We start from the raw sequence: 24,288 nt of genomic DNA on the forward strand, positions 1-24,288 counted from the left end.
CGGCCCGGCCGGCTCACCCGAGGGCGCTCTGCTGCGGCAGCGGCCCCAGCAACAGTTCGACCGTCCGCACCGGACGCTCCGGGCTCACCGCTATCGGTTCGGGCCTACCGGTCTGATAGCCCTGGACGAAGTCGACCCCGCAACTCCTGAGCAACTCGATGGTCTCCTCGTCCTGGACGTACTCGGCCGCGACACTGATGCCCAGGGTGTGACACAGCTCGACCAGCTTCGACACCACGGCCTGGTCCGCGGGGGAGCGGCAGAGATCCACCACGAACACCTCGTCGATCTTGACCAGGTCCACCGGTAGGTACTTCAGGTGGACGAGGGCGCCGTACCCCGTACCGAAGTCGTCCAGCGCAAGCTGGCATCCGACCTCCCGGATCCCCGTGGCGAAGGCCAGAGCCTCGTTGCGGTTCTCGATGAGGGCGGTCTCGGTGATCTCGAAGGTCAGGCATTCGGGCTTCACCCCGTACCGGTGGATCGCCTCGGTGACGTGGTTGAGCAGGCCGGGGTCGGCGAGCGACCGGCCGGAGATGTTGACCTGGTAATGGGAGGTCTGAGCGCCCCGCCCGATGAGTTCCAGGGCGTGATCGATGACCCACTTGTCGACCGCGATGATCTCGCCGGTCCGCTCGGCCAGGTCGAGGAAGGCCCACGGCGCGGTGGGCTCACCGGCCTCGCTGCGTACCCGCAACAGGATCTCGTGCCGGGTGACCTCGTTGCGGCGCAGGTCGACGATGGGCTGCGCGTACAGGGCGAACCTGCCGTCGGCCACCGCCTGCCGGACCCGGGAGCGGCACCGCTGCGTCCGGTCCCGCTCCGCGACCGGCTCGTCGAGGACGGTGACCGGGGTGCCGTTGCGGCGCGCGTCGCGGGCCGCGTGCTCGCCGTCGACGAGCAGGTCGAAGCCGGTGGCCTCGACGTCGCTGGCGAAATGCACCACACCCGCCCAGGTGTTGAGCCGCAACGTCTTGCGCGGGACGCCGAACAGGTGCCGCCGGAACGTGTCGACGACCCGGGTCGCCAGGGCGGCGGCCTCCGCGGACCCGTCGGCCGGGGCGAGGAGTACGCCCCACAGGCCGGGACCGACCAGCCCGCAGGTGACCTCGTCGCCGACCGTCGTGCGCAGTAGTCCGGCGATCGCCGCCGTCAACTCGTCGCGATCCTGGTCGGTGAGCGTGTCGGGCAGCCGGGTGGCCGGTGCGGTGGCCACCACGATGAGCGCCCCGCCGGTGGTACGCCGGGCCCGGTCGACCTCGTCGGTGAGGTAGCCGCGGGTCGGCAGCCCGGTCACGACGTCCGGAACGGCCAGGTCGGCGCAGAGCATCCGGCGGCGGGTGGCCCGCCGGCGGCGCTCCTGCCGGGCGAGTTCGAAGACGGTGACGTCCTCGCCCGTGGCGATGATCCCGGACGGCTCGCCCCCGGTGGTGAGGATCTCGACCTGGCAGTGCACGTCACGGACGCTGCCGTCCGGCTGGACCACCCGGAACCCGACCTCGTCGGGCCGGCGCCCCTGCCATGCCGCCCGGACGGTCCGGTGGACCCGTTCCCGGTCCTCCCGGTGCACCAGCCTGGTCAGCGTCTCGGGGGTGAGACGCAGCGTTCCCGGCGCGTACCCGAAGATCATCGCCATCTCGTCCGACCAGGACAGTCGCCCCGGATCGTCGCCGCCCTGGCCGGCCGTCCAGGTGATCGTGCCCAACTGCACCAGTTGCGCGGCGCGGGCGATCCTGGTCGCCTCGTCGACCTCGGTGGTCAGGGGATCGACGAGATCGGTGTCGACGATGATCTCGTACCCCTCGACCAGCGAGGCGTCGTGCTGGCCCTGCGCCGCCCGGGCGACGCGGCGGGCGCGGGCGAGTTCCAGCGGGCTTGGCCGGCTCGTCTCGGCCAGCGCCAGGATGTCATCGAGATCCACGGCTGCCTCCCTGGCGCCGGTGGCCTTCCGGGTCCGTGTAGCCGGCTTCCTCGGCCAGTTCCCGCAGCCGTCTCTTCGCGGCGAGCTTGTACGAGCGGACGCTGTTCTCGGCCAGGCCGAGGAGGCGGGCGATCTCCCGGTTGGAGAATCCCTCCCGATCCATCTGGAACACCTCGGCATGCCGCGACGGGAGCTGCTGCAACCAGCCTCGCAGCGTCTCCTGTGCCTCCCACACGTCGGCGACGCCCGGGTGCGGCGCCGGGGGCAGATCCTCCGGCGCCACCGCCGCCTCGCGCTGCCGCCGCTGGCGCTCCTTGCGGATCTTGTTCCGGGCCGTGATGATCACCCAGCCGATCGGCTTGGTGTACGTGCGGAGCTTGGCCCACTGCACCCGCCCGTGCAGGTACGCCTCGTTGAGGGCGTCCTGGACGACCTCGCGGTCCCAACATCCGGCCCGGAGAATCCGCTCCACCGTGTGGTAGGTGTCCTCGGCGAAAGCGGCGAACTCCTGGTCGTGCTCGGCCTTGATCCGGGCCGCCGCCTTGCGCGCCGCCTCGCTGTCGGCCGGCTCCGGGACCAGGGCGGCGGTGCCCTCCACGCCGATCACGCGGCCTCCCGGGGATCGCCGTGGCCCAGCATGGCTCGGCCGACCACCACCCGGTAGCCGGAGAGCGGCTTCGCCAGCGCTTCGTTCATCGTTCCCCCTCGTCACCCTTCGTTCGCCAATTACTATCCGTGGCGGGGAGCGAATGTAGGTGCCGCACTGTCCACAATCTTCCTAGAGATCGATGACCATGGGGTTTGCCTGGTCGCACGCCACAAAGTCATCGCTGCGGCACGCTGCGCAAGGCGTTCGTGGGATGGGCGAGAGTTACGCTACGCAGCGTCGTCGATCACCTTCCGTGGCGATCCCGGGTGCGGGTTCACGGCAGGGCGTAGACGGTCACCGGGCCGCGGACCAGCCGGGTCCGGGCCAGCCGGGCCAGATCCGGCGACACCGGGCCGGCGCGGGTGTCGGCCAGCAGCCACCGCACGCCGTACTCCCGGCGCAGCCGGTCCAGCACCGCGGGCGTGGGCGCGGTGAAGGCGCGCTCGTTCAGCTCGTACCGCTGGGCGTCCGGGGCCGGCTGCCGGGGATACTTCAGCCCGAAACGTCCGTTCGCGGCCACCGTCTCGTCGGTGTAGCCCCAGCTCTCCACCACCGCCCGGTGGCCGCCCAGGCCGGTCACCCAGAACGCCCGCGCGTCACAGTGCGGCACGGTCCGGACCGGCACACAGTGCACATTGGTCGCCACCACGTCGTCGTCGGCCGCGTGCGCGTCGAGCCACAGCGCCGCCCGCATCTCGTCCGCGGTGACCAGCAGCCGCTTGTCGGCGACGGTCCCGGCCGGGCCGTGCAGCGCCAGCCGCAGCACCGGCTCAGCCCCGGCGGCCACGCCGGCGCCGAGCAGGGCCGCCACGGCGCCGACCGCCGCCACCGCCACGGTCCGCCGCGTACCGGCATCCGGCGTCGTCCTGGACTCCGGCGCCGGTCCGGCCGGTCGTTGCCCCCGGGATCGACGTGATCGCCACCTGGCGGCCAGGTCCGCAGCCGGCGCGACCCTGGCCGCCACGACGGCGACCAGCGCGGCCCCGAGCACCAGCACCAGCGCCCGGACCACAAGCGTCGTGAGCACCGCCGACCAGGCGTCCACGGTGCGCTCCGGCTCCGCCAGATCGGGCAGCAGCGCCTGCGCGGCGGCGCCCACCGCCAGCCCGGCACCGAGTACCCGCCAAGGGGGCCGGGCCGCCACCAGCAGGTTTACCGTCAGGAGAACCCCGAACGGGAGCGCACAGAGGAAGAAGTACAACTGGCTCGCCGACGGGTGCCAGCAGAGCCAGGCGGCGCCGGTGCCGGCCAGCGCCGTGCCGGCCAGCAGCCACACCGCCGGATCGGCGCGGGGGCCACGGCCGGCCAGCGCGAGCACGCCGACCAGCCGCGCCGACTGCGCCACCAGCCACCAGCCGACCACGCCGGCGGCGAATACCCAGCCCGCCCGCTGCGCCCCGGCCAGCCCCGGCGGCAGCAGCCCACCGCGCGCCACCCCGTCGCCCGCGCCCACGGTCTGCGCGTACGGCTCGATCCAGCGCAACAGGCTGAGCGGCTGGATCCCGAGGGTGCCCGCCCCGCCGCCGGCGAACAGCCGGAAGCCCGCCAGCATCGCCAGCACCAGCGTGCCCACCGCCAGCACCGCCGGCCACGGCACCCGGCGCCGGCGCCACCCGGCCAGCACGCCCGCCAGCAGCAGGCCGGCGAGCAGCGGCGGCAGCGCGCTGGACTTCGCGCCGGTGCAGGCGAAACCCAACGCCGCCAGCAGCACCCAGCCCGCCCCGAGCGACCGGCCGCGGACCACGTCGACGCAGAGCCCGGCGAGGACCACGAGGAACGGCAGCGCGTACGTCTGGGACGGGCTGCCGAACGACAGCGGCGAGTTGCCGTACGCGACGATCGGTGCCCCGAGGGCCAGCGGCAGACCCACGTACGCCCCGGCCGCGGCCAGCGGACCGGAGCGCCAGGCGCCGGTCAGCTCCCGGGCGAACCCGGCGGTGACCAGGGCGGCCGTCGCGGCCACCGGCACGATCCAGAGCCGCAGCAGAACCGTCGCCGGCGCGATGCCGGTGCTCAGGCCGGCGCTGGCCAGGTGCGCGTCGGACAGGTAGTGGTATCGCAGCGACTCGCCCGCATACTGGGGAACCTCGAACGGCATCGTCCGGGTCAGCTCCTGCACCAGCCCCAAATGGTAGAGCAGATCCTGGTAGTAGTTGAAACCCACCGGCGGCAGCGGGTTCTCCAGCCAGAACAGCGCGGCCCAGCCGATGATCAGCAGCAGTACGCCGGCCATCGCCCACGTCCAGGCCGGCGGGGCCGGCCGGCGCTCGGCGATCCGCCAGTGCCGCCGCAACCGGGGCACCGCGAGGAACACCGCCAGCACCGGCGCCGGCCACCAGCGCAGCAGGTGCTGCTGGCCGGTGCCGGTGGCGCACGCCCAGGCGGCGAGCTCCAGCAGCAGCCCGACCGCGGCGCCGTAGCCCAGATCCTCCGGCAGGTTGCCCCGGCTGCCGCGCAGTGCCCGATGCACCAGCGTGCCGGGCAGCACCAGGGCCAGCCAGTACACCGCGTAGCCGGCCACGGCCGCCGCCGGGGTGCCGGTGCGCAGCAGCGCCGCGACGAGCGCCGCCAGCACCAGCAGCCAGGGCAGCGCGGCGAGCACGGCCCGGCCGGCGCGGCGCCGGGCCGCCATCCGGGTCGCCGTCGCGGCCGGGTGCCCGACCCGGTCGAGCACCGTCACCACGGGTACGCCGCGACTTGCTCGCTGTTCATCTGCGCTTTCGTGACCTGTCTGGGGAGAGCCGTGGGCTCGCGGACAACGACCAGCCCGCAACGGCACAGCCGTCAACACTGCCGCATGGCGGGCGTCGGGGGCGTGGCCCGCAGCGGAACTCTCGGTGAATCCGCCCTTCCAGGTCCGCCGCGCAGGACGATCAGGCCGCACCAACGCCGTGCAGGGCGAGTGCACCGCGGGCCACCGTCTTGGCGAACCTGCGCCCGATGGTCTGCGGCGAGGCTGTTCTCACCGAAATCTCCAACTTCTATATGTATGGGGGCGGAGGTTTGAGCGCCAGCGGCGTGAGCGAAACTCGTGCGATAGCCGCAGGTGAACGCGCCGCTGGTAGCGCCGAGAGCAGGATGTTGGGCTGCCGATTCAATAGCTTCGACCCAGAGACTCTGGTCCTCTTGGCGAACGGCGAAACCAAGAGGATTGATGAGGTTAAGGTTGGCGACGAGGTTCGGGCAACCGATCCGGAGACTGGCGAGACGGCAGCCAAGGTGGTCACCGAGCTTCATCGGAACCATGACCAAGAGCTAACTGATCTTACACTTGAGGATGGTGTGACGGGCGCCGAATCGGTCTTGCACACGACGTGGCACCACCCGTTCTGGTCGGTTAATCGGCATGCCTGGGTGGACGCTTCGGATCTTGTCGTGGGTGATCAACTCCTCGACGCCGCTGGTCGCGCAACCCACACTGTCGCCGCTGTCAAGACTTGGACCGGGCTCCATTGGTTGTACAACCTGACGGTCGCCGACATCCACACGTACTATGTGCTCGCCGGCAACACCCCGGTCTTGGTCCACAACACCAACGGTTGCTCTATTTCGGGGTCAGCGGGCGGGCAGAAGTTGGCAGATCAGCTCCGTTTGGAATCGGCGAATTCCATGTTCACGCCGGGCGGCGGCCTTACGAGCCAAGCTATTGGTGAGTCCCGACTCATCATCCGTGGTAGCGACTTGGGCAACCAACAGCTCCGGGCTCACCTAACCCGCGATGGCAGCGATATTGCGGACTGGGGCAAATATACGACGAGGACGCATCAGAGTTCCTACGGGGATTTCCAAGTCCATTACTACTACAATTCGAGAACTGGAAATGTGGCCTACGACTACGACTATAAATTTGTGATGAACGCGAGGTAGCGGTGCGGGTGAAATATGCGGGCCGACGGCCAGAGGGCGTGTCCCACCAGGGGGTCGATGCTCTGTCGGTAGGACGCGAGTACGCGGTGCTTGAGATCTCATCGCTTGCCGATCGGCCCTCCTACTTTCGAATTGAGGTCGTCAACGGTGAGCCTCCAGCTCTATTCGATGTGCGCCTATTCGAAGTCACATCGCCAGTAATTCCCCCGAACTGGATGTGTTCGCTCGATGAGTCCGGGCTGCTGACAATCGGGCCTAAGGCTTGGAGGGAGCGCGATTTTTGGGAGGCGTATCTAGAACGACGGGAGTGGGCGGTGGCCGTATACGAGAGAGAGCGCGAGGCGATTCTGTCAGCACGGACGGAATGATGCTGTGCGAATCGGTCACTTGGTCGCGTCTGGCGCAGTATTCTGCTGCGCGCAGCTTGAGCGGGTCTAGTCACCGACCGTGACTACTGGATGTGCGGGTCGGTGGTCGTTAGCCCGGGTTGCCGTCACGGTTGCCGTCAGAGAGTAGGACGCATGCCAATAAACCGATCCGTGCCGGGCGGTCGCAGCGAGTAAGTGGCTGGGCGGTGGCGCACCGCGTAGCGGTGCGGCGTCGATCCCCGGAAGCATTCGCCGTGGGTGGTTGGTGAAGGGATCGTCGCGGCCTCGGCCGGTGGATCGGTCGGGCTCGGGACTGGATGGTTCGGCGTTCGTGGGCGTGCGCGCGGGGCCGTAGGCCGTAGCGCGTGCGCGCGGCCCGGCGTCAGCCGGGCCGTCTTGATTATGTAGAGCAGATTTGGACCAGCCTCGGGTCCAGCCTTCGTGGTGGCGTACGTTGTGCGTACACTCGGGTGATGAGTGCGAAGGCGGAGCGGCTACACCTACGGGTGGATGCCGAACAGAAGGCGTTGCTGGAGGCGGCCAGCCAGGCCGCCGGTGCGAGTGTGTCGACGTTCGTACTGAAGGCGGCCACCGACGCGGCGGCTGACGTGCTCGCCGATCGGCGAGCGTTCCTGCTGGACGAGGCCGCGTGGCGGGTGTTCGACGAGGCGCTGGACCGCCCGGCCCAGGATGTTGCCGGTCTGCGCGAGTTGGTGGCTGGGCCGACGGTTCTGGACCGCTCGGCGGGCGAGGTGCAGCGGTGAGTTCGCGTTTCTCGTCGGTCGAGCCGTTGTCGGCCATGCATGTGGTGACCGGCTTCGACTGCGGCTCGCCTGCTCAGTCGGTCTGGCTGGCCGAGCACGCCCTGCAGGCGCACCGGGCCGGGCTGTCCCGGGTGTACGTCGTCGCTGACGCCGATCACCCGGATCGCCGGGTGATCGGCTATTACGCCCTGGCTGCCGGCAGCGTCGCCCCGGCTGACGCCTCCCCACGGCTGCGGCAGGGTGCCGGCCGCTACCACCAGCCCGTGGTGATCCTGACCCGCCTCGGCGTCGACCGCAGCGCCCAGGACGCCGGACTCGGACGTGCCCTGGTGGTTGATGCGCTGCGGCGCATCGCCGCCGCAGCCGAGGTCATCGGTGTCCGCGCGGTGCTCATCCACTGCGAGACCGACGCCGCCCGCGACTTCTATCTGCGCCTGGCCAAGTTCGAGCCGAGTCCCACGGATCCGATGCACCTGCTGCTGTTGATGAAGGACCTCCGCCGAGCTCTCGCGGGGTAGCGCGCGCATCCGTTCGGGTGTGGTGGTCTGTGCACGTTGCCGTCACGGTTGCCGTCAACACCGCCCGACGCCCCGAACCTCTATCCGGCCGGCCACGAAAGACCAGGTGAGAGCCCTTCACTGATCGGTCACTCTCCGTGTCGGCCGTGAATATGCCACACGTACTATGTGCTCGCCGGCGAAACCCCGGTCCTGGTCCACAACAGCAACGGCTGTCTCCCAGCCCTTCGGAATTGGTCAAGCCAGCGGTTCCAGTTCGGAAATGAGACCTTCCTCCTTGACAAGAAAGGTATGGAGCACATCCTCACTCGCCACCACCCGGATTACTGGGATGGCTCCGTCAAAGCGCAGCAAACTTTCTTTAATCCTGGGATGTCGGTTGACGATGTGCAGGGTGCCATTCGAGGTGTAATGCGGCAGAACAGGGGCACCTTGATTCAGAACGGCACTACCGGCATGTATCAAGTCTGAGGAACGGTCAACGGCGCAAAGTATGTTCTCGGCGTAAACAATGGTCGCATTGGCCAGTTCTACCCAGTGAAGTAGGCGCAATATGATTACCATTCGAACCTTCCTGCGATCCAAGGATGGCGTGTTTCAACAGCTAGAAGCCTGTGGAACGCCGCCTGGTGACCCCGACTACATCGAAGGGGCAGTCGAGCTAAACATCGATGGCGTTGAGATTCTGGGAAGGGCCGAATGGGACTATGTGGATCAACTTTGGGCCTATATGGCCAACATGATTCATGCGCTTAGAACCCGGGACGAGGCAAGTGCGTATTTCCCGGATCAGCCAATTCTGCTGACCTTCGAGCGAAAGGGAAATAGAATTCTGGTTTCTAGCAAAGCTGGTGAGACTACGAGGCGAGCAAGCGCAGACGAATCTGAGCTGTTCGCGGCCATAGGAACTGCGGGGAGGGAGTTCTTTGAGAAGATGAGCGACCTTGCCCGCTCGAATTCGGCCGGCTATCAGATCGCGCTTGCAAAGCTTCGCGGGTAGACTCACCGGCGTGGCCGGTCAACTACGTTCCGTATCGGTGCCAATCTGTTGTGTCCTGATGGGTGCGGTTGCTCGTGTGGGTTGCTGTCACGGTTGCTGTCTGAGATCAGTTCACTATGTCCTGTCGCTCCACGTTACGGCGGGTCTGGTGCACTGACAGGTGACAGTTTCAGCCACGCGGCCTGATGGGCCGGTGGGGTCACGATGGTCTCGTACTGGATGGGGGTCAACCGGGACAGCGATCGTTGGCGGCGGTGGGGCGTAGGTCCGTTGGGTGGCGGCACAACTTCAGCGAAGTCGGGGGGTCTGCGGCGTCCGGACCCCCCGACTTCGCAGAAGACGAGTTGACCTTGCCGGGGTCGCATGCGAGGCGGTTCGCCGCCGAGCCGGTCGGGCGGGGCGTGGATATGCTGCGGCGAGGCGGCGTGCCGCCGTCGCAGTGGAGCCGTCGCAGTCGACCGGAAGGGCGTATCCCGTTGAGCGTCGCCGCCGTCAACGCACTGACCGCCCGGTGGGCCGGCACCGTCCGCGAGGGCGAGGGTACGGTGCTCTCCGGCGCCGGGGCGTACCCGTTGTTGGCGTTGTTGTCCCGGTACGCGGCCGGCGTCGCCCGCACGGAGTTGGTGGCGGTGGCCGGCTCGCCGTTCCCGGCCCTGGATTCGCCCGAGATCAGGTTGGCCGTCGCCGCGTGGCTGCGGGACGAGGTACCGCCCAGTCCGCAGTGGCTGGCGTTGCCGGAGTCGCTGCGTGGCCGGCTCACCGGTGATCCCGCGACCGACCAGGCGGCGCTCGACAGGTGGGCCGCGGCGAACACCGGCGACCTGATCCGGAAGCTGCCGGCACAGGTTATCGACGAGACGATGATGATTCTGGCGAGCGCGCTCTCGGTGGTCACGACCTGGCGGTGGCCGTTCACGGAGCGGCCCTGCAATCCCACCTCCGGACCGTGGCAGGGCCGTTCGCTGCTCGGCCTCGGCCGGGACCGCTTCGACCCGGCCGGCCTGCGCGTGGTGGAGACCCGCGCCGGGATCGTCACGCTGCTGAGCGTCCCGGGCGCCGAGGACGTGGACGTCGTGCTCGCGCTCGGGCCGGCGGACCAGCCCGCGGGCCGCGTGCTGCCCGCGGCGATCGGCGCGCTTCCCGCCCTGGCCGCCGCAGTTCGCGCGGCCGCCGCTGACTCCGCGGGCGCCGCTGACTCCGAGGGCGGCACCGACACCGCCGCCGACTCCGCGGGCGGCACCGACTCCGACGGCGTCGCGGTGACGGTCCGGCCGGTGGCGGACGGCCCCGGCGTGACGGTACGTCGGGTACGGGCGTACGACGACCGGCCGGAGCTGACCGTGCTGACCGTCGCGTTCAGTGTGCAGGGCGAGCACGATCTGCTGGAGCGGGCGGACCTCTTCGGTCTGGCCGCGGCCACGGACCGCAGCCAGGGCCATTTTCCGGGTATCAGCGCCCAGCCGCTCGCGGTGTCGCAGGCGCGGCAGAGCGCGATGGCCACGTTCGGCGCGGTGGGTTTCAAGGCCGCCGCCGTCACCGCGCTGGGCATGGTGGCGGCCGGGGCGATCCGGCAACCGAGTGTGGAGAAGGAACTGACCACGGTCTGCATCGACCGGCCGTTCGGGTTCCTGGCGGTGCACCGGGCCACCGGGTTGGTGCTGGTCGCGGGCTGGGTGACCGATCCCGACCCGTACCGGTAGCGGTCCCGCGGGTGTGGCGTCCGAGGCCGAGCAGGGCAGCTTCCGAGGCGCACCGAGGCGGCGTCCGAGGCCGAGCAGGGCAGCGTCCGAGGCACGCCGGGGCGGCGCCTGAGAGCCCGCCGAGACATTGACTGAAAGCGATTTAGTTGGCAGGCTGCCTGCCAGGAGCCAGCACGGGTAGCCGCGTCGTCGGCCGGGAAATTTGGGCAACTCCCGGTGGTTCGGGCATGTCTTGACCGACCTTTCTACCCCTGGGGGCACTATGTCCACCCTGGCTCCTACCCGATTCAATCCCCGACTCGCCTGGCTGGTCGCGCTCGGCGCCGCGCTGGCCATGGTGCTCAGCGTCGCGGCGGCCACGATCATGCCGCGATCCGCGTCCGCGCACGGCTCCGTGATCGACCCCGCCTCCCGCAACTACGGCTGCTGGCTGCGCTGGGGCAGTGACTTCCAGAATCCCGCCATGGCCACCGAGGACCCGATGTGCTGGCAGGCGTGGCAGGACAACCCGAACGCCATGTGGAACTGGAACGGCCTCTACCGCAACGGTGTGGCCGGCAACCCGCAGGCGGTGATCCCCGACGGCCAACTGTGCAGCGCCGGGCACACCGAGGACGGCCGGTACAACTCGATGGACACGATCGGGGCGTGGAAGACCACGTCGATCGGCACCAATTTCAGCATCAAGCTGTTCGACCAGGCCGGCCACGGCGCCGACTTCATCAAGGTGTACGTCACGAAGCAGGGCTTCGACGAACTGACCCAGCCGCTCGGCTGGGGCAACCTGGAACTCGTCGGCCAGATCGGCAACACGCCCCTGAGCCAGTGGAACGTCGAGTCCGGCGGCTACTCCGTCCAGGTCGCGGCCAACGCGGCGGGGCGGACCGGCCGGCACGTCGTATACACGATCTGGCAGGCCAGCCACATGGACCAGTCGTACTACATGTGCAGTGACGTCAACTTCGGCGGCAGCAGCCCGACCACCCCGCCCACCACGGCCGCGCCGACCACCGCGCCGCCGACCACGGCTCCGCCGACGACCGCGCCGCCGACCACGGCCGCACCGACCACCGCGGCACCGACCACGGGCGCGCCCACCACGGCTCCGGGCGGCTGCTCGGCGACGTACACGGTGACCAGCCAGTGGACCGGTGGCTTCCAGGGTGAGGTCAAGGTGACCGCCGGCAGTTCGGCGATCAGCGGGTGGACCGTGAACTGGACGTACGCGAACGGCCAGCAGGTCACCTCGTCCTGGGGCGCGACGCTCACCAGCAGCGGGTCCACGGTGACCGCGACGAACGTGTCCTACAACGGCGCGCTCGGCGCCGGCGCGAGCACCACGTTCGGCTTCCTGGGCTCGTGGAACGGCAGCAGCAACCCCGCACCGGCGGTGAGCTGCACGGCCGCGGCCTGATCCGACCGGTCGAGGCGTCCCGGCGGCCACCACCCGGCCGTCGGGACGCGGCGGCTCACGACCAGCTCACGACCAGCCGTAGTTGGCGCGCAGCGCCCGGCCCACCCGGTCGAACCGGGCGCGGTCCAGTATCGCGCCCTCGCGCCGGATGCTGTCCTCGCGCATGGTGAGCACCCGGTCCAGGCGTACCCAGCTCGGCCGGTTGTCCCGGTCCCACTCGCCCGGGCCGAGCGCCAGCCAGTGTCGCTGGCCGTCCCGGTCGCTCTGGCTGGACAGCATCAGCCCGAAGAGGGTACGGCTGTGCCGCCCGACCACCAGCACCGGACGGTCCTTGCCCTGCCGCGGGTCGTCCTCGTACGGCACCCAGGTCCAGACGACCTCGCCCGGGTCCGCCTGGCCGTCCAGCTCGGGGGCGTAGACGAGCTGCCGGCGTTGCAGCGTGGTGACCTGCCGGCGGCGGGCCGGCCGGGCCGGCGCGGCCGGCCGGCGTTGGCCCGGAACCCGATCGGCCGTCGTGCCCTCGGCGACGCCGCCCCGGCCCACGATCCGGCTCACCCTGGCCGCGACCCCACTCCACACCTTCGTCACGGCCGGCAGCCTACCGCCGGACCGGCCCGCCGATGTCGGGCGCCCGGTCCGGACACCGCACTAGACTTCCGGTGGTGCGTGCCGAGATCTCCAAGCTGTTCGATGTCGAGCTGCCGGTGCTGGCCGCGCCGATGGCCGGCGGGCCGGGCACCCCGGACCTGGTGACGGCCGTCGCCGCCGCCGGCGGGTTGGGCTTCCTGGCCGCGGGCTACCAGACCCCCGACGCGCTCGCCGCCGCGATCGCCCGGGTACGCGGCGGCGGACGCCCGTTCGGGGTGAACGTCTTCGCCCCCGCACCGGTGCCGGTCGACCCCGTCGAGTTTCGCCGGTACGCCCGGACGATCGCACCCGAGGGCGCCGACTACGGGCTGGATCTCGCCACCGCCGAGCCGGTGCAGGACGACGACCACTGGGCGGCCAAGGTGGACCTGCTGGTCCGGGATCCGGTGCCGGTGCTGAGCTTCACGTTCGGGCTGCCGGACGCGGCGACCGTGGCCGCGCTGCGCCGGTCCGGCACCCGCGTGGTGCAGACCGTCACGTCGGTGCCGGAGGCGCGCGCCGCCGCCGAGGTGGGGGTGGACGCGCTGGTCGTGCAGGGGGCCGGGGCCGGCGCGCACTACGGCACGTTCACCCCGGCCGCCGCGCCGCCCGCGCCGCCGCTGCCCGAGCTGGTCGGCGACGTACGCGGGGCGACCGGGCTGCCGGTGCTGGCCGCCGGTGGCATCGCCGAGCGGTCCGCGGTCCGCGCGGTGCTCGCCGCCGGTGCGGTCGGCGCCATGGTCGGCACCGCGTTGCTGCGGTCCCCGGAGAGCGGCGCCAACCAGACCCACAAGGACGCGCTGGCCGATCCGCGGCGTGGCGGGACGGTGGTCACCCGCGCCTTCACCGGCCGGCCCGCGCGGGCGTTGCGGAACGCCTTCGTCGACCGGTACGACGGTGGCGCGCCGCTGGGCTACCCGGCGCTGCACCACCTCACCCGGCCGCTGCGCCGGGCCGCGGCCGAGGCCGGGGACCCGGAGCGGTTGCACCTGTGGGCCGGGGTGGGCTACCGGGCGGCCCGGGTCGCCCCGGTGGCGGAGATCCTGCGCGGCCTGAGCACCGACTGAACGCCGGCAGGGCGGCGCGGCCCGGCACGCCGGCCGATGGCGGCGCGCCGGCCGGCCGGCGTTCAGTCGGCGCCCCGTCACTCGACGATGCAGGGCGCGCCGTTCACGGTGAAGCCCGTTGGTGACGCGTTGCCGGTGGTCCAGATTCCCTGGAAGCCGAGCGAGACGCTGCCGTCGGGTGCGATCGTGCCGTTCCAGTCGACGTTGCCGACCGTCACGTCGGCGCCGGACTGCGCGTACGTGCCGTTCCACCCGGAGGTGATCCGCTGGTCGTCGGGGAAGCGGAAGGCCAGGGTCCAGCCGCCGATCGCCGCCGGCCCGGTGTTGCGTACCGTCACCGCCGCGACGAAGCCGCCGACCCACTCGGACGTGACGTGGTAGGTGACCGTGCAGGTCGGGCTTGGCGGGGGCGTCGTCGGTGGCGGTGTGGTCGGCGGCGTGGTGGCCGGCTCGACCGTGTTCGACGCGATCGACAGGTTGCCCGCCGCGTCCCGGGCGCGCACGTAGTACAGCGTCCGCAGCCCCGAGGGCGGTGCCGGGCTGTCGCCGGTCAGCTCGTAGCTCGTGCCCGGCACGGTGGCGACCGGGATCGAGGTGAACCAACCGTCGAACCGGTAGATGGTGTACCCGCTCACCCCGACGTTGTCCGTGGACGGTGACCAGGACAGCGTCTGTCCGGTGATGCTGAGGTCCGCTGGGGCGGTCGGTGGCACGGTGTCCGGGCCGGTGTCGGTGGCCGGTGTCATCACCACGATCCGGCTCGACGGCGAGCTGTGGCCCAGGGTGTCCTTGGCGGCCACCGTGAAGCTGTACTGCCGGGCCGGCAGGACGCTGATGGTCGCGGTCGTGACGTCGTCGACGGTCTTGAGATAGATGACGTCGTCGAACGCCTGGTAGTAGGTGATGGTGTAGCCGGCGATGGCGCAGCAGCCGGGGGTCGAGGCCGTCCAGGTCAGGGTGACCGACGTGGTGGTGACGGCGCTGGCCGTGAAGTTGGTCGGCGTGCTCGGCGGAAACGGCGAGGTGCTCGGCGTCGACGGCGCGGTGCTCGGGGTTGGTTCGGCGACGGCGGGGCTGGCGGCCAGCCCGAACCCCAGCGCCGTTGCCGGCAGCAGCGCGGCGGCCAGCAGCGCCGGCCAGCGGCGACGGATCAGCGAGTGCAGGTAGGTCCCAGGCATGCATCGACGATGCGGCAAGACATCGACGTACGTCAAGATGTCCCGGCTCGTCCTGCCGGAACGGTCGAGGGCTCAGTCCGGAATGGGCAGCCGGCCGCGGCCGAAGGCGTCCAGCCGGCCCCAGCGGCCCGGGATGTCCAGCAACTCGATCCGGCCCATGCTCTCCGGCACGGCCGGCTCCACGGACAGGTGCCCTCCCGCGGCTCGATCCCGAGCAGCACCCGGATCAGCAGCAGCGCCGCGCCGCTGGCGGTGACCCGGGGTGAACCGATCGCCGGATGGGTGACCGGATACTTGGTCAGCCCCCGGTCGTACCCGGCGAACGCGGCCGGCAGCCGGCCCTCGAAGAAGGCGGCGGTCGACAGGATGCCGTTGGCGATCCGGGCGGCGGCCTCGGCGTGGCCGTACCGGCGCAGACCCCAGGCGATGAACGAGTTGTCGAACGGCCACACCATGCCGGTGTGGCTGCCCAGCGGGTTGTAGCGGCGGCTGTCCGTGGCCAGGGTCCGCACTCCCCAGCCGGAGTAGAGCCGGTCCTCCATCAGCAGTTCGGCTATCCGGCCGGCCCGTTCCTCGCTGACGATGCCGCTCCACAGCAGATGGCCGATGTTCGAGGTGAGGCTGTCCACCTGGGACCCGTCGGCCTCCAGGGCCACCGCGTACCACTCACGGTCGGTGACCCAGAAGTCCCGGTTGAACCGCTCCTTCAGGTCCGCGGCCTCCCGCTCCAGCCGGTCGGCGTAGGCCGGATCGCTCCAGAACTCGCGGGCCAGCCGCGCGCCCCGGCGCTTGGCGTCGTAGGCGTACCCCTGTACCTCGCAGGAGGCCAGGGGGTAGCCGGGCAGCGTCCCGTTCCGGTACGAGACGCCGTCGGGCGAGTTGCGCCAGCACTGGTTGCGCAGTCCCGTGCGCTCGCTGCGGCAGCGGTAGGACACGTAGCCCCGGTCGGTCAGGTCGGCGTACCGGTCCAGCCAGTCCAGCGCCTTGCGGGTCTCGTACTCCAGCGCGTGCACCAGTTCGGTGTTTCCGGTCCAGCGCTCGTACTCGTCGAGCAGCACCACGAACAGCGGGGTGGTGTCGGCGGCGCCGTAGTAGGTGGCGTGCGGCTGCTCCTCGAAGGCGGCGCTCTCGCCGTACCGGATCTCGGAGAGAATCTTGCCGGGATCCTCGTCCCGGAAGTCGTTCACCACCGTGCCGTGGCCGATGGCCAGCAGCTTCAGCGTCGGCGGGCACATCTGTGGGACGAACGGCACGGTCTGTAGGCAGCTGAGCAGCGCGTCCCGGGCGATGAAGCTCATCGACCAGGGCGGCCCGGCCACGGGCAGCCGTTCCTTGAAGGAGAACGGGCTGTAGCGCAGCGCGGCCAGGTCGACCAGGCTGCGCTGATAGGTGTTGCTCAGCATGTCCGACTCGGCCACGATCCGCGGTGCCGAACGGATCCAGTCGTCCAACGCGGCGCTCATCTCCGGCCGCCGGCGGCTGCGGTGCGCGGCCAGATTGGCCCGTACGTCGCGACCCCGGGCACCGCGCAGGATCGTCTGCACCTGGAGGTTGGTGTGCCACTTGCCGTGCGGTTCGACCCGGACGGTGAAGGTCATGCCCTCCTCGTCCACCTCGGCCGGCGTACTGGTCGAGATGATCGTTTCCCGGAAGAACGTCTCGCGTTCATAGCTCAGGCGCAGTTCCCCGTCCACCGCCCGGGCCCGTGCGGTGCCGAGCCGGGGCATGGCCTCGGACTGGCGCAGTTGCACCACGTCCATGAAGTCGCTGGCCATGTCGATCCGGATCTGCAGGTCCAACGGCGACCAGTCGTGGTTGAGCACGATGATCTCTTCGTCGAAGCTCTCGCCCACCCAGCGACGCCGCAGCACCGACACCTTCGTGTCGACGTAGTGCGTGGCGGCACCGGGAACCAGGAAGTAGCGGGTCTCGAAGTAGCTGAGATCGTCCACCGACAGGCTGTCCAGGGCCTCCCCGTTGATCCACAGCTCCCAGCGGGACAGGTAGCGGGTGTCGAAGGAGAACAGGCCCAGCGGGGTGTTCTCGGCCGGTCGGATGTCGCCGCGGCTGTCGCTCAGCACGTACGTGTTGCCGTCGAGGATCGCCACCGGGTTCGTTTCCACGACTCACCCCTCCACGCGCCAGCGCTCGGGCCGGTCCACCGTCGGGTTCGGGGGGATCAGCTCACGCACCGCGGCGATCAGCGGAAACTCGCCCTCGATGCTGATCAGGTTGCGCCACAGGGCGGCGTAGATGCCGTGCTGGCCGCTCAGCAGCGTGGCGAAGCTGTCCTGCCGGGCCCGGATCACGCAGTCCGCCTCGCGGTCGTCCCGGCGGACCGTCACCTGGCCGTGCTCGATGGTCACCAGCACCTGTTCGGTCACGTGGTCCTGGGACAGGTCGAACCGGATCGTGCCGGAGTACTTGGAGGGGAGCAGGCCGGGGCCGTACCGGTCAATGTCGGCGAAGAACCGTTCGATCGCCTCAACCATCCGCCCTCCCCGTGATCCGGCCGGGCGGCGGCGCGGTCGGCCGCCCCCCACGGCGCACTCCGTAGCCTGGCCGCTTCCGGGGTGAGCCGGCAATCACCCGGCCCGGGTGAGCCGGCCGCGACCCGCGGGGGCCGACCCGCGGGGGCCGACCCGGGTATGGGTTCGGCCCCCTGGTCGGGGGCCGAAAGGTGTGACATGGACGGATGGCTATCGCGCCCGCGCCTGGTTAGCGTGCGCGCCACGCCGTCGAAGCCCGCCGGCGTGGCGAACGGAGGTTCAGATGCGCCGCCTCACCCGCGTGGCCGCGACCGCCACCGCACTGCTGCTCAGCACCGCACTCACGACCGTTTCCGCCGCGGCACCCGCCGCCGCCGCGGGAACGCCGTACACCGCCACCCCGGTGTCCGGCCCGCTGGGGACGTACCACGTCTCCGGGGTGTACGTCGCCGGCGTGTCCTCCGGCGGCTACCTGGCCACCCAGCTACAGGTGGCCTATTCGAGCCGGATCGCCGGCTCGGCGGTCTTCGCGGCCGGACCGTACTACTGCGCCCAGAACAACGTGCTGCAGGCGCTCAACGGCTGCGGCGACAACATCTGGCCGACGTACCTGTCCAGCCTGGAGTCCTACACCCGGCTCTGGGCGGCGTACGGCTGGATCGACCCGGTGCGCAACCTGGCCGGCAAGCCGATGTACGTCTTCCACGGCGGCAACGACGGCTCGGTGAAGAAGTCCGTGAACGACGACCTCGTGACGTACCTGCGGGACTTCGGCGCCTCGGTCCAGTACGTCACCGGCTCGGCCGCCGGGCACGCCTGGGTCACCCCGTACGGTCCGGTGGGCTGTTCGGCCACGGCGGCGCCGTACCTGAACGACTGCGGCATCGACCCGCAGCGTGACCTGTTGACCAAGCTGTTCGGTGGGGTGTCCGCGCCGAACACCGGCCCGCTCGGCGGCACCCTGGTGAAGTTCAGCCAGAACACCTACGCGGTGGGCGGGTACGCGCCGGGACTGAGCCTGGACCCGTCCGGGTTCGCGTACGTCCCGGCCGCCTGCGCGGCCGGGCAGAGCTGCCGGCTGCTGGTCGCGCTGCACGGCTGCGCCCAGGGGTACGCCGCGGTGGGCACGGCCTTCGTGGACCGGGCCAACCTCAACCAGTACGCCGACACCAACCGGATGATCGTGCTGTACCCGCAGGCCGCGGCCGCCGGGGTGAACCCGAACGGCTGCTGGGACTGGTGGGGCTATCTGGGCGCCACCAACTATCCGATCAAGGGCGGGGCCCAGATCGAGACCATCATGAACATGGTCCGCCGGCTCGGCGGCTGACCGCTGGTCCGCCGGCCGGCACGCTGACCGCTGGTCCGCTGCCCGCCGTCGGCTGACCCCGTCGGCTGACCGCGAGCACCCTGACCGCCGTCCGGGCCGGCCCGGGTTCCCGGCCATCGAGGATGCGATGGCCGGGAACCCGGGCGGGCACTCAGGCGGCGGCGAGCGCCGGGCCGCCCCGGGCGTCCGCGCCGGTCGCGGCGTCCGGTTCGGCCGGCCGAAGCGCCAGGGCGAGCACGTCCGCCACGTCGGCCAGGGTGTGCACGGTCAGCGCCTCCCGGACCTCGGCCGGCAGGTCGTCCAGGTCCGGCTCGTTGCGGGCCGGGATGATCACCTCGGTGAGCCCGGCCCGGTGCGCGGCGAGCAGCTTCTGCTTCACCCCGCCGATCGGCAGCACCCGTCCGGAGAGGGTGACCTCGCCGGTCATCCCGAACTCGGGCCGCACCGGCCGGCCGCTGGCCAGCGACGCCAGCGCGGTGACCATGGTGATGCCGGCGCTCGGCCCGTCCTTGGGCACCGCGCCCGCCGGGACGTGCAGGTGGATCCGGTGCCCGGCCAGGGCGTTCGGGTCCAGGCCGAACCGGCGGCCGTTGGACCGCAGGTAGGAGAGCGCGATGTGCGCCGACTCCTTCATCACGTCGCCGAGCTGGCCGGTGAGGGTCAGCCCCGGCTCGCCGTCCATCGAGGTGGCCTCGATGAACAGCACGTCGCCGCCGGCGCCGGTGACCGCCAGCCCGGTCGCCACCCCGGGTACGGCGGTGCGTTCGGCCGACTCGGGCGTGAACTTGGGCCGCCCCAGGTAGCGGGACAGGTTGTCCACGTCCACGTGGACCGGGGCGGGGTCGGTGGCCAGCGTGACCGCGGCCTTGCGGAGGATCTTGGCGAGTGCCCGTTCGAGCTGCCGTACCCCGGCCTCCCGGGTGTGCTCGCCGGCGATCCGGGACAGCGCGGCCTCGGTGACCGTGACCTCCTCGGCGGTCAGCCCGGCCCGCTCAAGCTGCCGCGGCAGCAGGTGGTCGCGGGCGATGGCCACCTTCTCGTCCTCGGTGTAGCCGTCCAGGGTGACCAGCTCCATCCGGTCCAGCAGCGGGCCGGGGATGGTCTCCACCACGTTCGCGGTGGCCAGGAAGAGCACGTCGGACAGGTCGAGGTCGACCTCGAGGTAGTGGTCCCGGAAGGTGTGGTTCTGCGCCGGGTCGAGCACCTCCAGCAGGGCCGCCGCGGGGTCGCCCGACCAGCCAGCCGAGACCTTGTCGACCTCGTCGAGCAGCACGACCGGGTTCATCGAGCCGGCCTCGCGCAGCGCCCGGACGATCCGGCCGGGCAGTGCGCCCACGTACGTGCGCCGGTGGCCGCGGATCTCGGCCTCGTCCCGGATGCCGCCCAGCGACACCCGGACGAATTTGCGGCCCAGGGCGCGGGCGACCGACTCGCCCAGGCTGGTCTTGCCGACCCCGGGCGGGCCGGCCAGCGCGAGCACCGCGCCGGAGCCGCGGCCGCCGACCACTCCGAGGTTGCGCTCCGCGCGGCGGTTACGCACCGCGAGGTACTCCAGGATCCGGTCCTTCACGTCGGCCAGGCCGGCGTGGTCGGCGTCCAGCACCGCCCGCGCCGCGCCCAGGTCGGTGTTGTCCTCGGTACGCGTGGTCCACGGCATCTCCAGCACCGTGTCCAGCCAGGTGCGGATCCAGCCCGCCTCCGGGCTCTGGTCGCTGGAGCGTTCCAGCTTGCCGACCTCCTGCAGCGCGGCCTCGCGCACCTTGTCCGGCAGGTCGGCGGCCTCCACCCGGGACCGGTAGTCGGCCGAGCCGTCCGGGGAGTCCTCGCCGAGTTCCTTGCGGATCGCCGCGAGCTGCTGGCGGAGCAGGAACTCGCGCTGCGACTTCTCCAGGCCCTCGCGGACGTCGTTGTTGATCCGCTCGCTGACCTCCTGCTCGGCCAGGTGGTCGCGGACCCAGCCCACCAGCAGTTCCAGCCGGGTGGTCACGTCCGCGGCGGTGAGCAGTTCGATCTTCTGACTGAGGGTGAGCCACGGGGCGTACCCGGCCGAGTCGGCCAGCTCACCGAGGTCGGTCATCCGCTCCATCGCGTCGATGACCTGCCAGGCGCCGCGCTCGGAGAGCAGCGACGTCATCAGGGCCCGGTACTCCCGGGCCAGTTCCTTGGCCCTGCCGGCCGGTGCCGGCTCGTCCAGCACGGTGGCCTCGACCCAGAGCGCGGCGCCCGGGCCGGGTACGCCCGCTCCGATCCGGGCCCGGGAGACGCCCCGGACCACGGCGGCGGGTTCGCCGCTGGGCAGCCGACCCACCTTGTCGATCTTCGCGACCGTGCCGACCGAGCCGTACTCGCCATCCACCCGGGGGACCGCCAGCAGTTGCTTGTCCCCGGTGGCGCGGGCCGCGTCGATCGCGGCCTGGGTGCCGGGGTCGAGGGTGACCGGGACGACCATCCCGGGGAGCAGGACGGCGTCGGTCAGGGGCAGTACGGGAAGCGTTGCCATGACACACCTGCGATTCTTGGTTGAGCGTGACAGGCTCAAGTCGCAGCGGTTGCCCGGTGTTCCCGCCCTCCGTGCCGATGTGATCCAGGACACGCTCCGGTCATGGCCGGGCGTGCCGGCCGCGGCGCCCCCGGCGCAGGATCGGGAACACCAGCAACGCCGCCGCGAACAGCGCACCGACCGACACCGCGGCCATCAACCCGATCGGGCCACCCGGCACCCCGCCCGCCGGCTCACTCGCTGCCGCCGGCTCCAACCCGTTCGCCCCGGCCGCGCCGGCCACCGCCGCCGTCGGACCGGCGCCACCGGCCGGTGCCGTCGGCACGGCCCCGGCGGACCGGGTCGGCGAACCGGTGGCCGCCGGCGACCGGCCCGGGGCCGTCGTCGCCGCGCTCGGCGGCCCGGCCAGGACCACGTCCGAGCAGGAGTAGTAGGTGTCCGGGGTGCTGGTGGTCTGCCAGATCGTGAAGATCAGGTGCGCCCCCGTCTGGCCCGCCGGCAGCTTGCCGCTGATCTGGTACGCCCCGCCCGACATCGGCGGGTCGGCCACCGTGAGGAACGGCTTGGCCGGCAGGTCCGACCAGGCCAGCGGCTTGGACCGGTCGTACCCGGGCCGGGTCAGGTAGAACCGGAAGCTGCCCCGGTGCGGGATGGAGGCCCGGTACCGGAAGGAGATCGTGCCGCCCGCCGTGAGTCGGGTGCTCGGCCAGTCCGTCCGGGCCAGGTCGAAGCCGTGGAACCGGCTCAGGTTCCCGCTGCACAGGTGCCCGTCCGGGATGACCTGCCGGTCCCGGCCGTTCACGCCCGGCACCCGGATGTCGTCCCAGTCCGACAGGTCCGCACCGGCCGCCGCGGCGGCCCGGCAGGCCGCGGTACGCGCCGAACCGCCGTCCGGCGCACAGGCCGCGGCCCTGCTGACCGGGCGGTCGAGGGCGCCGTGCGCGTCGGCGGGTGCACCGCAGACGGCGAGCAGGAGCAGCGGGGCGAGACCGGCGAGGAGCCGGCGGGAGGCGGTCTTCACGCCGCAGGATACGGGAAATCAGCGCCGATCGTTCGATCCGCGAACGGCTTCGTGGGCCTGTGCCGAGGTCCCGTCGGCGGTACGTTCGACTTCCGTCCACCGCACAGCAGGAGGCAGAGCGTGAGCCAGGAAGTCCGCGGCGTCATTTCCCGGGCCAAGGGAGCACCGGTCGAGGTGGTGACCGTCGTGGTCCCCGACCCCGGGCCGGGGGAGGCGGTGGTCCGGGTGCAGGCATGCGGCGTGTGCCACACCGACCTGCACTACCGGGAGGGCGGGATCGGCGACGACTACCCGTTCCTGCTCGGGCACGAGGCGGCCGGGATCGTCGAACGGGTCGGCGAGGGGGTCACCGAGGTGGCCCCCGGCGACTTCGTGGTGCTCAACTGGCGGGCCGTCTGCGGCGCCTGCCGCGCCTGCCGGCGGGGCCGGCCCTGGTACTGCTTCGCCACGCACAACGCGGCCCGGAAGATGACCCTGGCCGACGGCACCGAACTGACCCCGGCGCTCGGGATCGGCGCGTTCGCCGAGAAGACCCTGGTGCACGCCGGCCAGTGCACGAAGGTGGAGCCGTCCGCCCGGGCCGCCGCGGTCGGGCTGCTCGGCTGCGGCGTGATGGCCGGGCTGGGCGCCGCGATGAACACCGGCGGCGTGGGCCGGGGCGACTCCGTCGCGGTGATCGGCTGCGGCGGGGTGGGTGACGGCGCGGTGGCCGGAGCGGCCCTGGCCGGCGCGACCACCATCATCGCGGTGGACACCGATCCGCGGAAGCTGGAGTGGGCGCGCGGATTCGGCGCCACGCACACCGTGAACGCCCGCGAGACCGACCCGGTGACCGCGATCCGCGAGCTGACCGGCGGGTTCGGCGCCGACGTGGTGATCGACGCCGTGGGCCGGCCGGAGACCTGGAAGCAGGCGTTCTACGCCCGCGACCTGGCCGGCACGGTCGTCCTGGTCGGCGTGCCGACCCCGGAGATGACGGTCGAGCTGCCGCTGCTGGACGTCTTCGGCCGCGGCGGCGCGCTGAAGTCCAGCTGGTACGGCGACTGCCTGCCCAGCCGGGACTTCCCGATGCTCACCGCCCTCTACCAGCAGGGCCGGCTGGACCTCGACGCGTTCGTCAGCGAGGAGATCGCGCTTGAGGACGTGGAGGCGGCGTTCGGCAAGATGCACCACGGCGACGTGCTGCGCTCGGTGGTGATCTTCTGATGGCGGCCCGCATCGACCACGCGGTGACCTCCGGCACGTTCTCCCTGGACGGCCAGACGTTCGAGGTCGACAACAACGTGTGGGTGCTCGGCGACGACCGGGAATGCGTGCTGGTGGACGCCCCGCACGACGTACCGGCCATCCTGGCCGCCGTCGGCGACCGCCGGGTGCTGGCCATCCTGGCCAGCCACGCGCACGACGACCACGTCCGGGTCGCGCCGGAACTGGCCGCCGCGACCGGCGCGCCGGTGCTGCTGCACCCGGCCGACCGGGTGCTCTGGGACCTCGTGCACCCCGACCGGGCGCCGGACGGCGACCTGACCGACGGGCAGCGGATCGAGGTGGCCGGGCTGACGCTGCGGGTGCTGCACACCCCCGGGCACAGCCCCGGCGCGTGCAGCTTCCTGACCTCCGAACTGGCGGCGGTCTTCACCGGCGACACCCTTTTCGCCGGTGGTCCGGGCGCGACCGGGCGGTCGTACAGCGACTTCGGCACGATCATCGCCTCGGTCCGGGACCGGCTGCTGACCCTGCCGCCGGAGACGGCGGTGCACCCCGGGCACGGCGCCTCCAGCACCGTCGGCGCCGAGGCGCCGCAGCTCGCCGAGTGGATCGCCCGCGGCCACTGACCGTCCCCGGGGCGGCGGGTACGCCTTTCCCGGATCTGCC

At 71.4% G+C, this 24,288-nt stretch carries 19 protein-coding genes and 1 pseudogene; 10 read left to right on the forward strand and 10 right to left on the reverse strand.

The genetic code is table 11. The features are described from left to right. Positions 1 to 13: 13 nt before the first annotated feature. The 3 genes from CIK06_RS01490 to CIK06_RS01500 all read right to left on the reverse strand — a co-directional run bounded on the left by CIK06_RS01490 (position 14) and on the right by CIK06_RS01500 (position 5,250). Complete coding sequence (locus tag CIK06_RS01490) at positions 14 to 1,921, reverse strand: GGDEF domain-containing phosphodiesterase (protein WP_095563295.1); 1,908 nt, start codon at positions 1,919 to 1,921, stop codon at positions 14 to 16. Continuing rightward, positions 1,908 to 2,528 carry an RNA polymerase sigma factor gene (locus tag CIK06_RS01495; RefSeq protein ID WP_095563296.1) on the reverse strand — a complete coding sequence of 207 codons (621 nt, stop codon included), beginning with the start codon at positions 2,526 to 2,528 and terminating at the stop codon, positions 1,908 to 1,910. The genes CIK06_RS01490 and CIK06_RS01495 overlap by 14 nt, the downstream gene beginning before the upstream one ends. Before the next feature lie 316 nt (positions 2,529 to 2,844). Continuing rightward, a complete protein-coding gene (locus tag CIK06_RS01500; RefSeq protein WP_157756561.1) occupies positions 2,845 to 5,250 on the reverse strand; it encodes a hypothetical protein in 2,406 nt (801 codons plus the stop codon). Between the two features lie 260 nt (positions 5,251 to 5,510). Here CIK06_RS01500 and CIK06_RS01505 point away from each other — a divergent pair, with 260 nt between their 5' ends. The 3 genes from CIK06_RS01505 to CIK06_RS01515 all read left to right on the forward strand — a co-directional run bounded on the left by CIK06_RS01505 (position 5,511) and on the right by CIK06_RS01515 (position 8,087). Beyond that, a complete protein-coding gene (locus tag CIK06_RS01505; protein ID WP_095563298.1) occupies positions 5,511 to 6,437 on the forward strand; it encodes a polymorphic toxin-type HINT domain-containing protein in 927 nt (308 codons plus the stop codon). A gap of 841 nt (positions 6,438 to 7,278) precedes the next feature. Continuing rightward, positions 7,279 to 7,569 carry a DUF1778 domain-containing protein gene (locus CIK06_RS01510; RefSeq protein WP_095567480.1) on the forward strand — a complete coding sequence of 97 codons (291 nt, stop codon included), beginning with the start codon at positions 7,279 to 7,281 and terminating at the stop codon, positions 7,567 to 7,569. After that, complete coding sequence (locus CIK06_RS01515; RefSeq protein WP_095563299.1) at positions 7,566 to 8,087, forward strand: GNAT family N-acetyltransferase; 522 nt, start codon at positions 7,566 to 7,568, stop codon at positions 8,085 to 8,087. The genes CIK06_RS01510 and CIK06_RS01515 overlap by 4 nt, the downstream gene beginning before the upstream one ends. A gap of 237 nt (positions 8,088 to 8,324) precedes the next feature. Here the strand turns inward: CIK06_RS01515 and CIK06_RS29045 are convergent, their stop codons facing one another. Further along, complete coding sequence (locus CIK06_RS29045; protein ID WP_157756562.1) at positions 8,325 to 8,651, reverse strand: hypothetical protein; 327 nt, start codon at positions 8,649 to 8,651, stop codon at positions 8,325 to 8,327. On the opposite strand from CIK06_RS29045, the gene CIK06_RS29050 reads away from it, so the two are divergent. From CIK06_RS29050 to CIK06_RS01525, 3 genes are all read left to right on the forward strand, one after another. Continuing rightward, positions 8,641 to 9,087: a hypothetical protein gene (locus CIK06_RS29050; RefSeq protein WP_157756563.1), complete on the forward strand. Its 447-nt coding sequence runs from the start codon at positions 8,641 to 8,643 to the stop codon at positions 9,085 to 9,087. The genes CIK06_RS29045 and CIK06_RS29050 overlap by 11 nt on opposite strands. Positions 9,088 to 9,563: 476 nt before the next feature. After that, the gene (locus CIK06_RS01520) at positions 9,564 to 10,787 is read left to right on the forward strand and encodes a serpin family protein (protein ID WP_095563300.1); all 1,224 of its coding nucleotides are present in this window, start codon (positions 9,564 to 9,566) and stop codon (positions 10,785 to 10,787) included. 262 nt (positions 10,788 to 11,049) lie between these two features. Beyond that, positions 11,050 to 12,201, forward strand: coding sequence for a lytic polysaccharide monooxygenase (locus CIK06_RS01525; RefSeq protein WP_198348071.1), 1,152 nt, complete (start codon positions 11,050 to 11,052; stop codon positions 12,199 to 12,201). A 66-nt stretch (positions 12,202 to 12,267) separates the two neighbouring features. Here CIK06_RS01525 and CIK06_RS01530 read toward each other — a convergent pair whose 3' ends face one another. Continuing rightward, positions 12,268 to 12,789: a type II toxin-antitoxin system PemK/MazF family toxin gene (locus CIK06_RS01530; RefSeq protein WP_232533952.1), complete on the reverse strand. Its 522-nt coding sequence runs from the start codon at positions 12,787 to 12,789 to the stop codon at positions 12,268 to 12,270. 74 nt (positions 12,790 to 12,863) lie between these two features. Here CIK06_RS01530 and CIK06_RS01535 point away from each other — a divergent pair, with 74 nt between their 5' ends. Then, the gene (locus CIK06_RS01535) at positions 12,864 to 13,895 is read left to right on the forward strand and encodes a nitronate monooxygenase family protein (RefSeq protein ID WP_232533953.1); all 1,032 of its coding nucleotides are present in this window, start codon (positions 12,864 to 12,866) and stop codon (positions 13,893 to 13,895) included. A gap of 77 nt (positions 13,896 to 13,972) precedes the next feature. On the opposite strand, the gene CIK06_RS01540 is transcribed toward CIK06_RS01535, so the two are convergent. The 3 genes and pseudogenes from CIK06_RS01540 to CIK06_RS01550 form a co-directional block, all read right to left on the reverse strand. Further along, positions 13,973 to 15,073 carry a cellulose binding domain-containing protein gene (locus CIK06_RS01540; RefSeq protein ID WP_095563302.1) on the reverse strand — a complete coding sequence of 367 codons (1,101 nt, stop codon included), beginning with the start codon at positions 15,071 to 15,073 and terminating at the stop codon, positions 13,973 to 13,975. A 72-nt stretch (positions 15,074 to 15,145) separates the two neighbouring features. Next, positions 15,146 to 17,196, reverse strand: a pseudogene (locus CIK06_RS01545) (glycogen debranching N-terminal domain-containing protein). Between the two features lie 3 nt (positions 17,197 to 17,199). Continuing rightward, positions 17,200 to 17,565 carry an SCP2 sterol-binding domain-containing protein gene (locus CIK06_RS01550; protein WP_095563303.1) on the reverse strand — a complete coding sequence of 122 codons (366 nt, stop codon included), beginning with the start codon at positions 17,563 to 17,565 and terminating at the stop codon, positions 17,200 to 17,202. A gap of 280 nt (positions 17,566 to 17,845) precedes the next feature. Between CIK06_RS01550 and CIK06_RS01555 the strand changes: the two genes are divergently transcribed. Continuing rightward, positions 17,846 to 18,892 (forward strand): PHB depolymerase family esterase, encoded by a 1,047-nt coding sequence (locus tag CIK06_RS01555; RefSeq protein WP_095563304.1) that lies wholly within the window; start codon positions 17,846 to 17,848, stop codon positions 18,890 to 18,892. Between the two features lie 151 nt (positions 18,893 to 19,043). Here the strand turns inward: CIK06_RS01555 and lon are convergent, their stop codons facing one another. Together lon and CIK06_RS01565 are read right to left on the reverse strand one after the other, a co-directional pair. Next, the gene (gene lon / locus CIK06_RS01560) at positions 19,044 to 21,392 is read right to left on the reverse strand and encodes an endopeptidase La (protein WP_095563305.1); all 2,349 of its coding nucleotides are present in this window, start codon (positions 21,390 to 21,392) and stop codon (positions 19,044 to 19,046) included. Positions 21,393 to 21,492: 100 nt separating this feature from the next. Further along, complete coding sequence (locus CIK06_RS01565; protein WP_095563306.1) at positions 21,493 to 22,413, reverse strand: lytic polysaccharide monooxygenase; 921 nt, start codon at positions 22,411 to 22,413, stop codon at positions 21,493 to 21,495. Positions 22,414 to 22,533: 120 nt separating this feature from the next. On the opposite strand from CIK06_RS01565, the gene CIK06_RS01570 reads away from it, so the two are divergent. Continuing rightward, positions 22,534 to 23,619 carry an S-(hydroxymethyl)mycothiol dehydrogenase gene (locus tag CIK06_RS01570; RefSeq protein ID WP_095563307.1) on the forward strand — a complete coding sequence of 362 codons (1,086 nt, stop codon included), beginning with the start codon at positions 22,534 to 22,536 and terminating at the stop codon, positions 23,617 to 23,619. Then, the gene (locus CIK06_RS01575; protein ID WP_095563308.1) at positions 23,619 to 24,248 is read left to right on the forward strand and encodes an MBL fold metallo-hydrolase; all 630 of its coding nucleotides are present in this window, start codon (positions 23,619 to 23,621) and stop codon (positions 24,246 to 24,248) included. The genes CIK06_RS01570 and CIK06_RS01575 overlap by 1 nt, the downstream gene beginning before the upstream one ends. Positions 24,249 to 24,288 lie beyond the last annotated feature (40 nt).

Origin of the sequence: Plantactinospora sp. KBS50 (assembly GCF_002285795.1) — a bacterium.
GTDB lineage: Bacteria > Actinomycetota > Actinomycetes > Mycobacteriales > Micromonosporaceae > KBS50.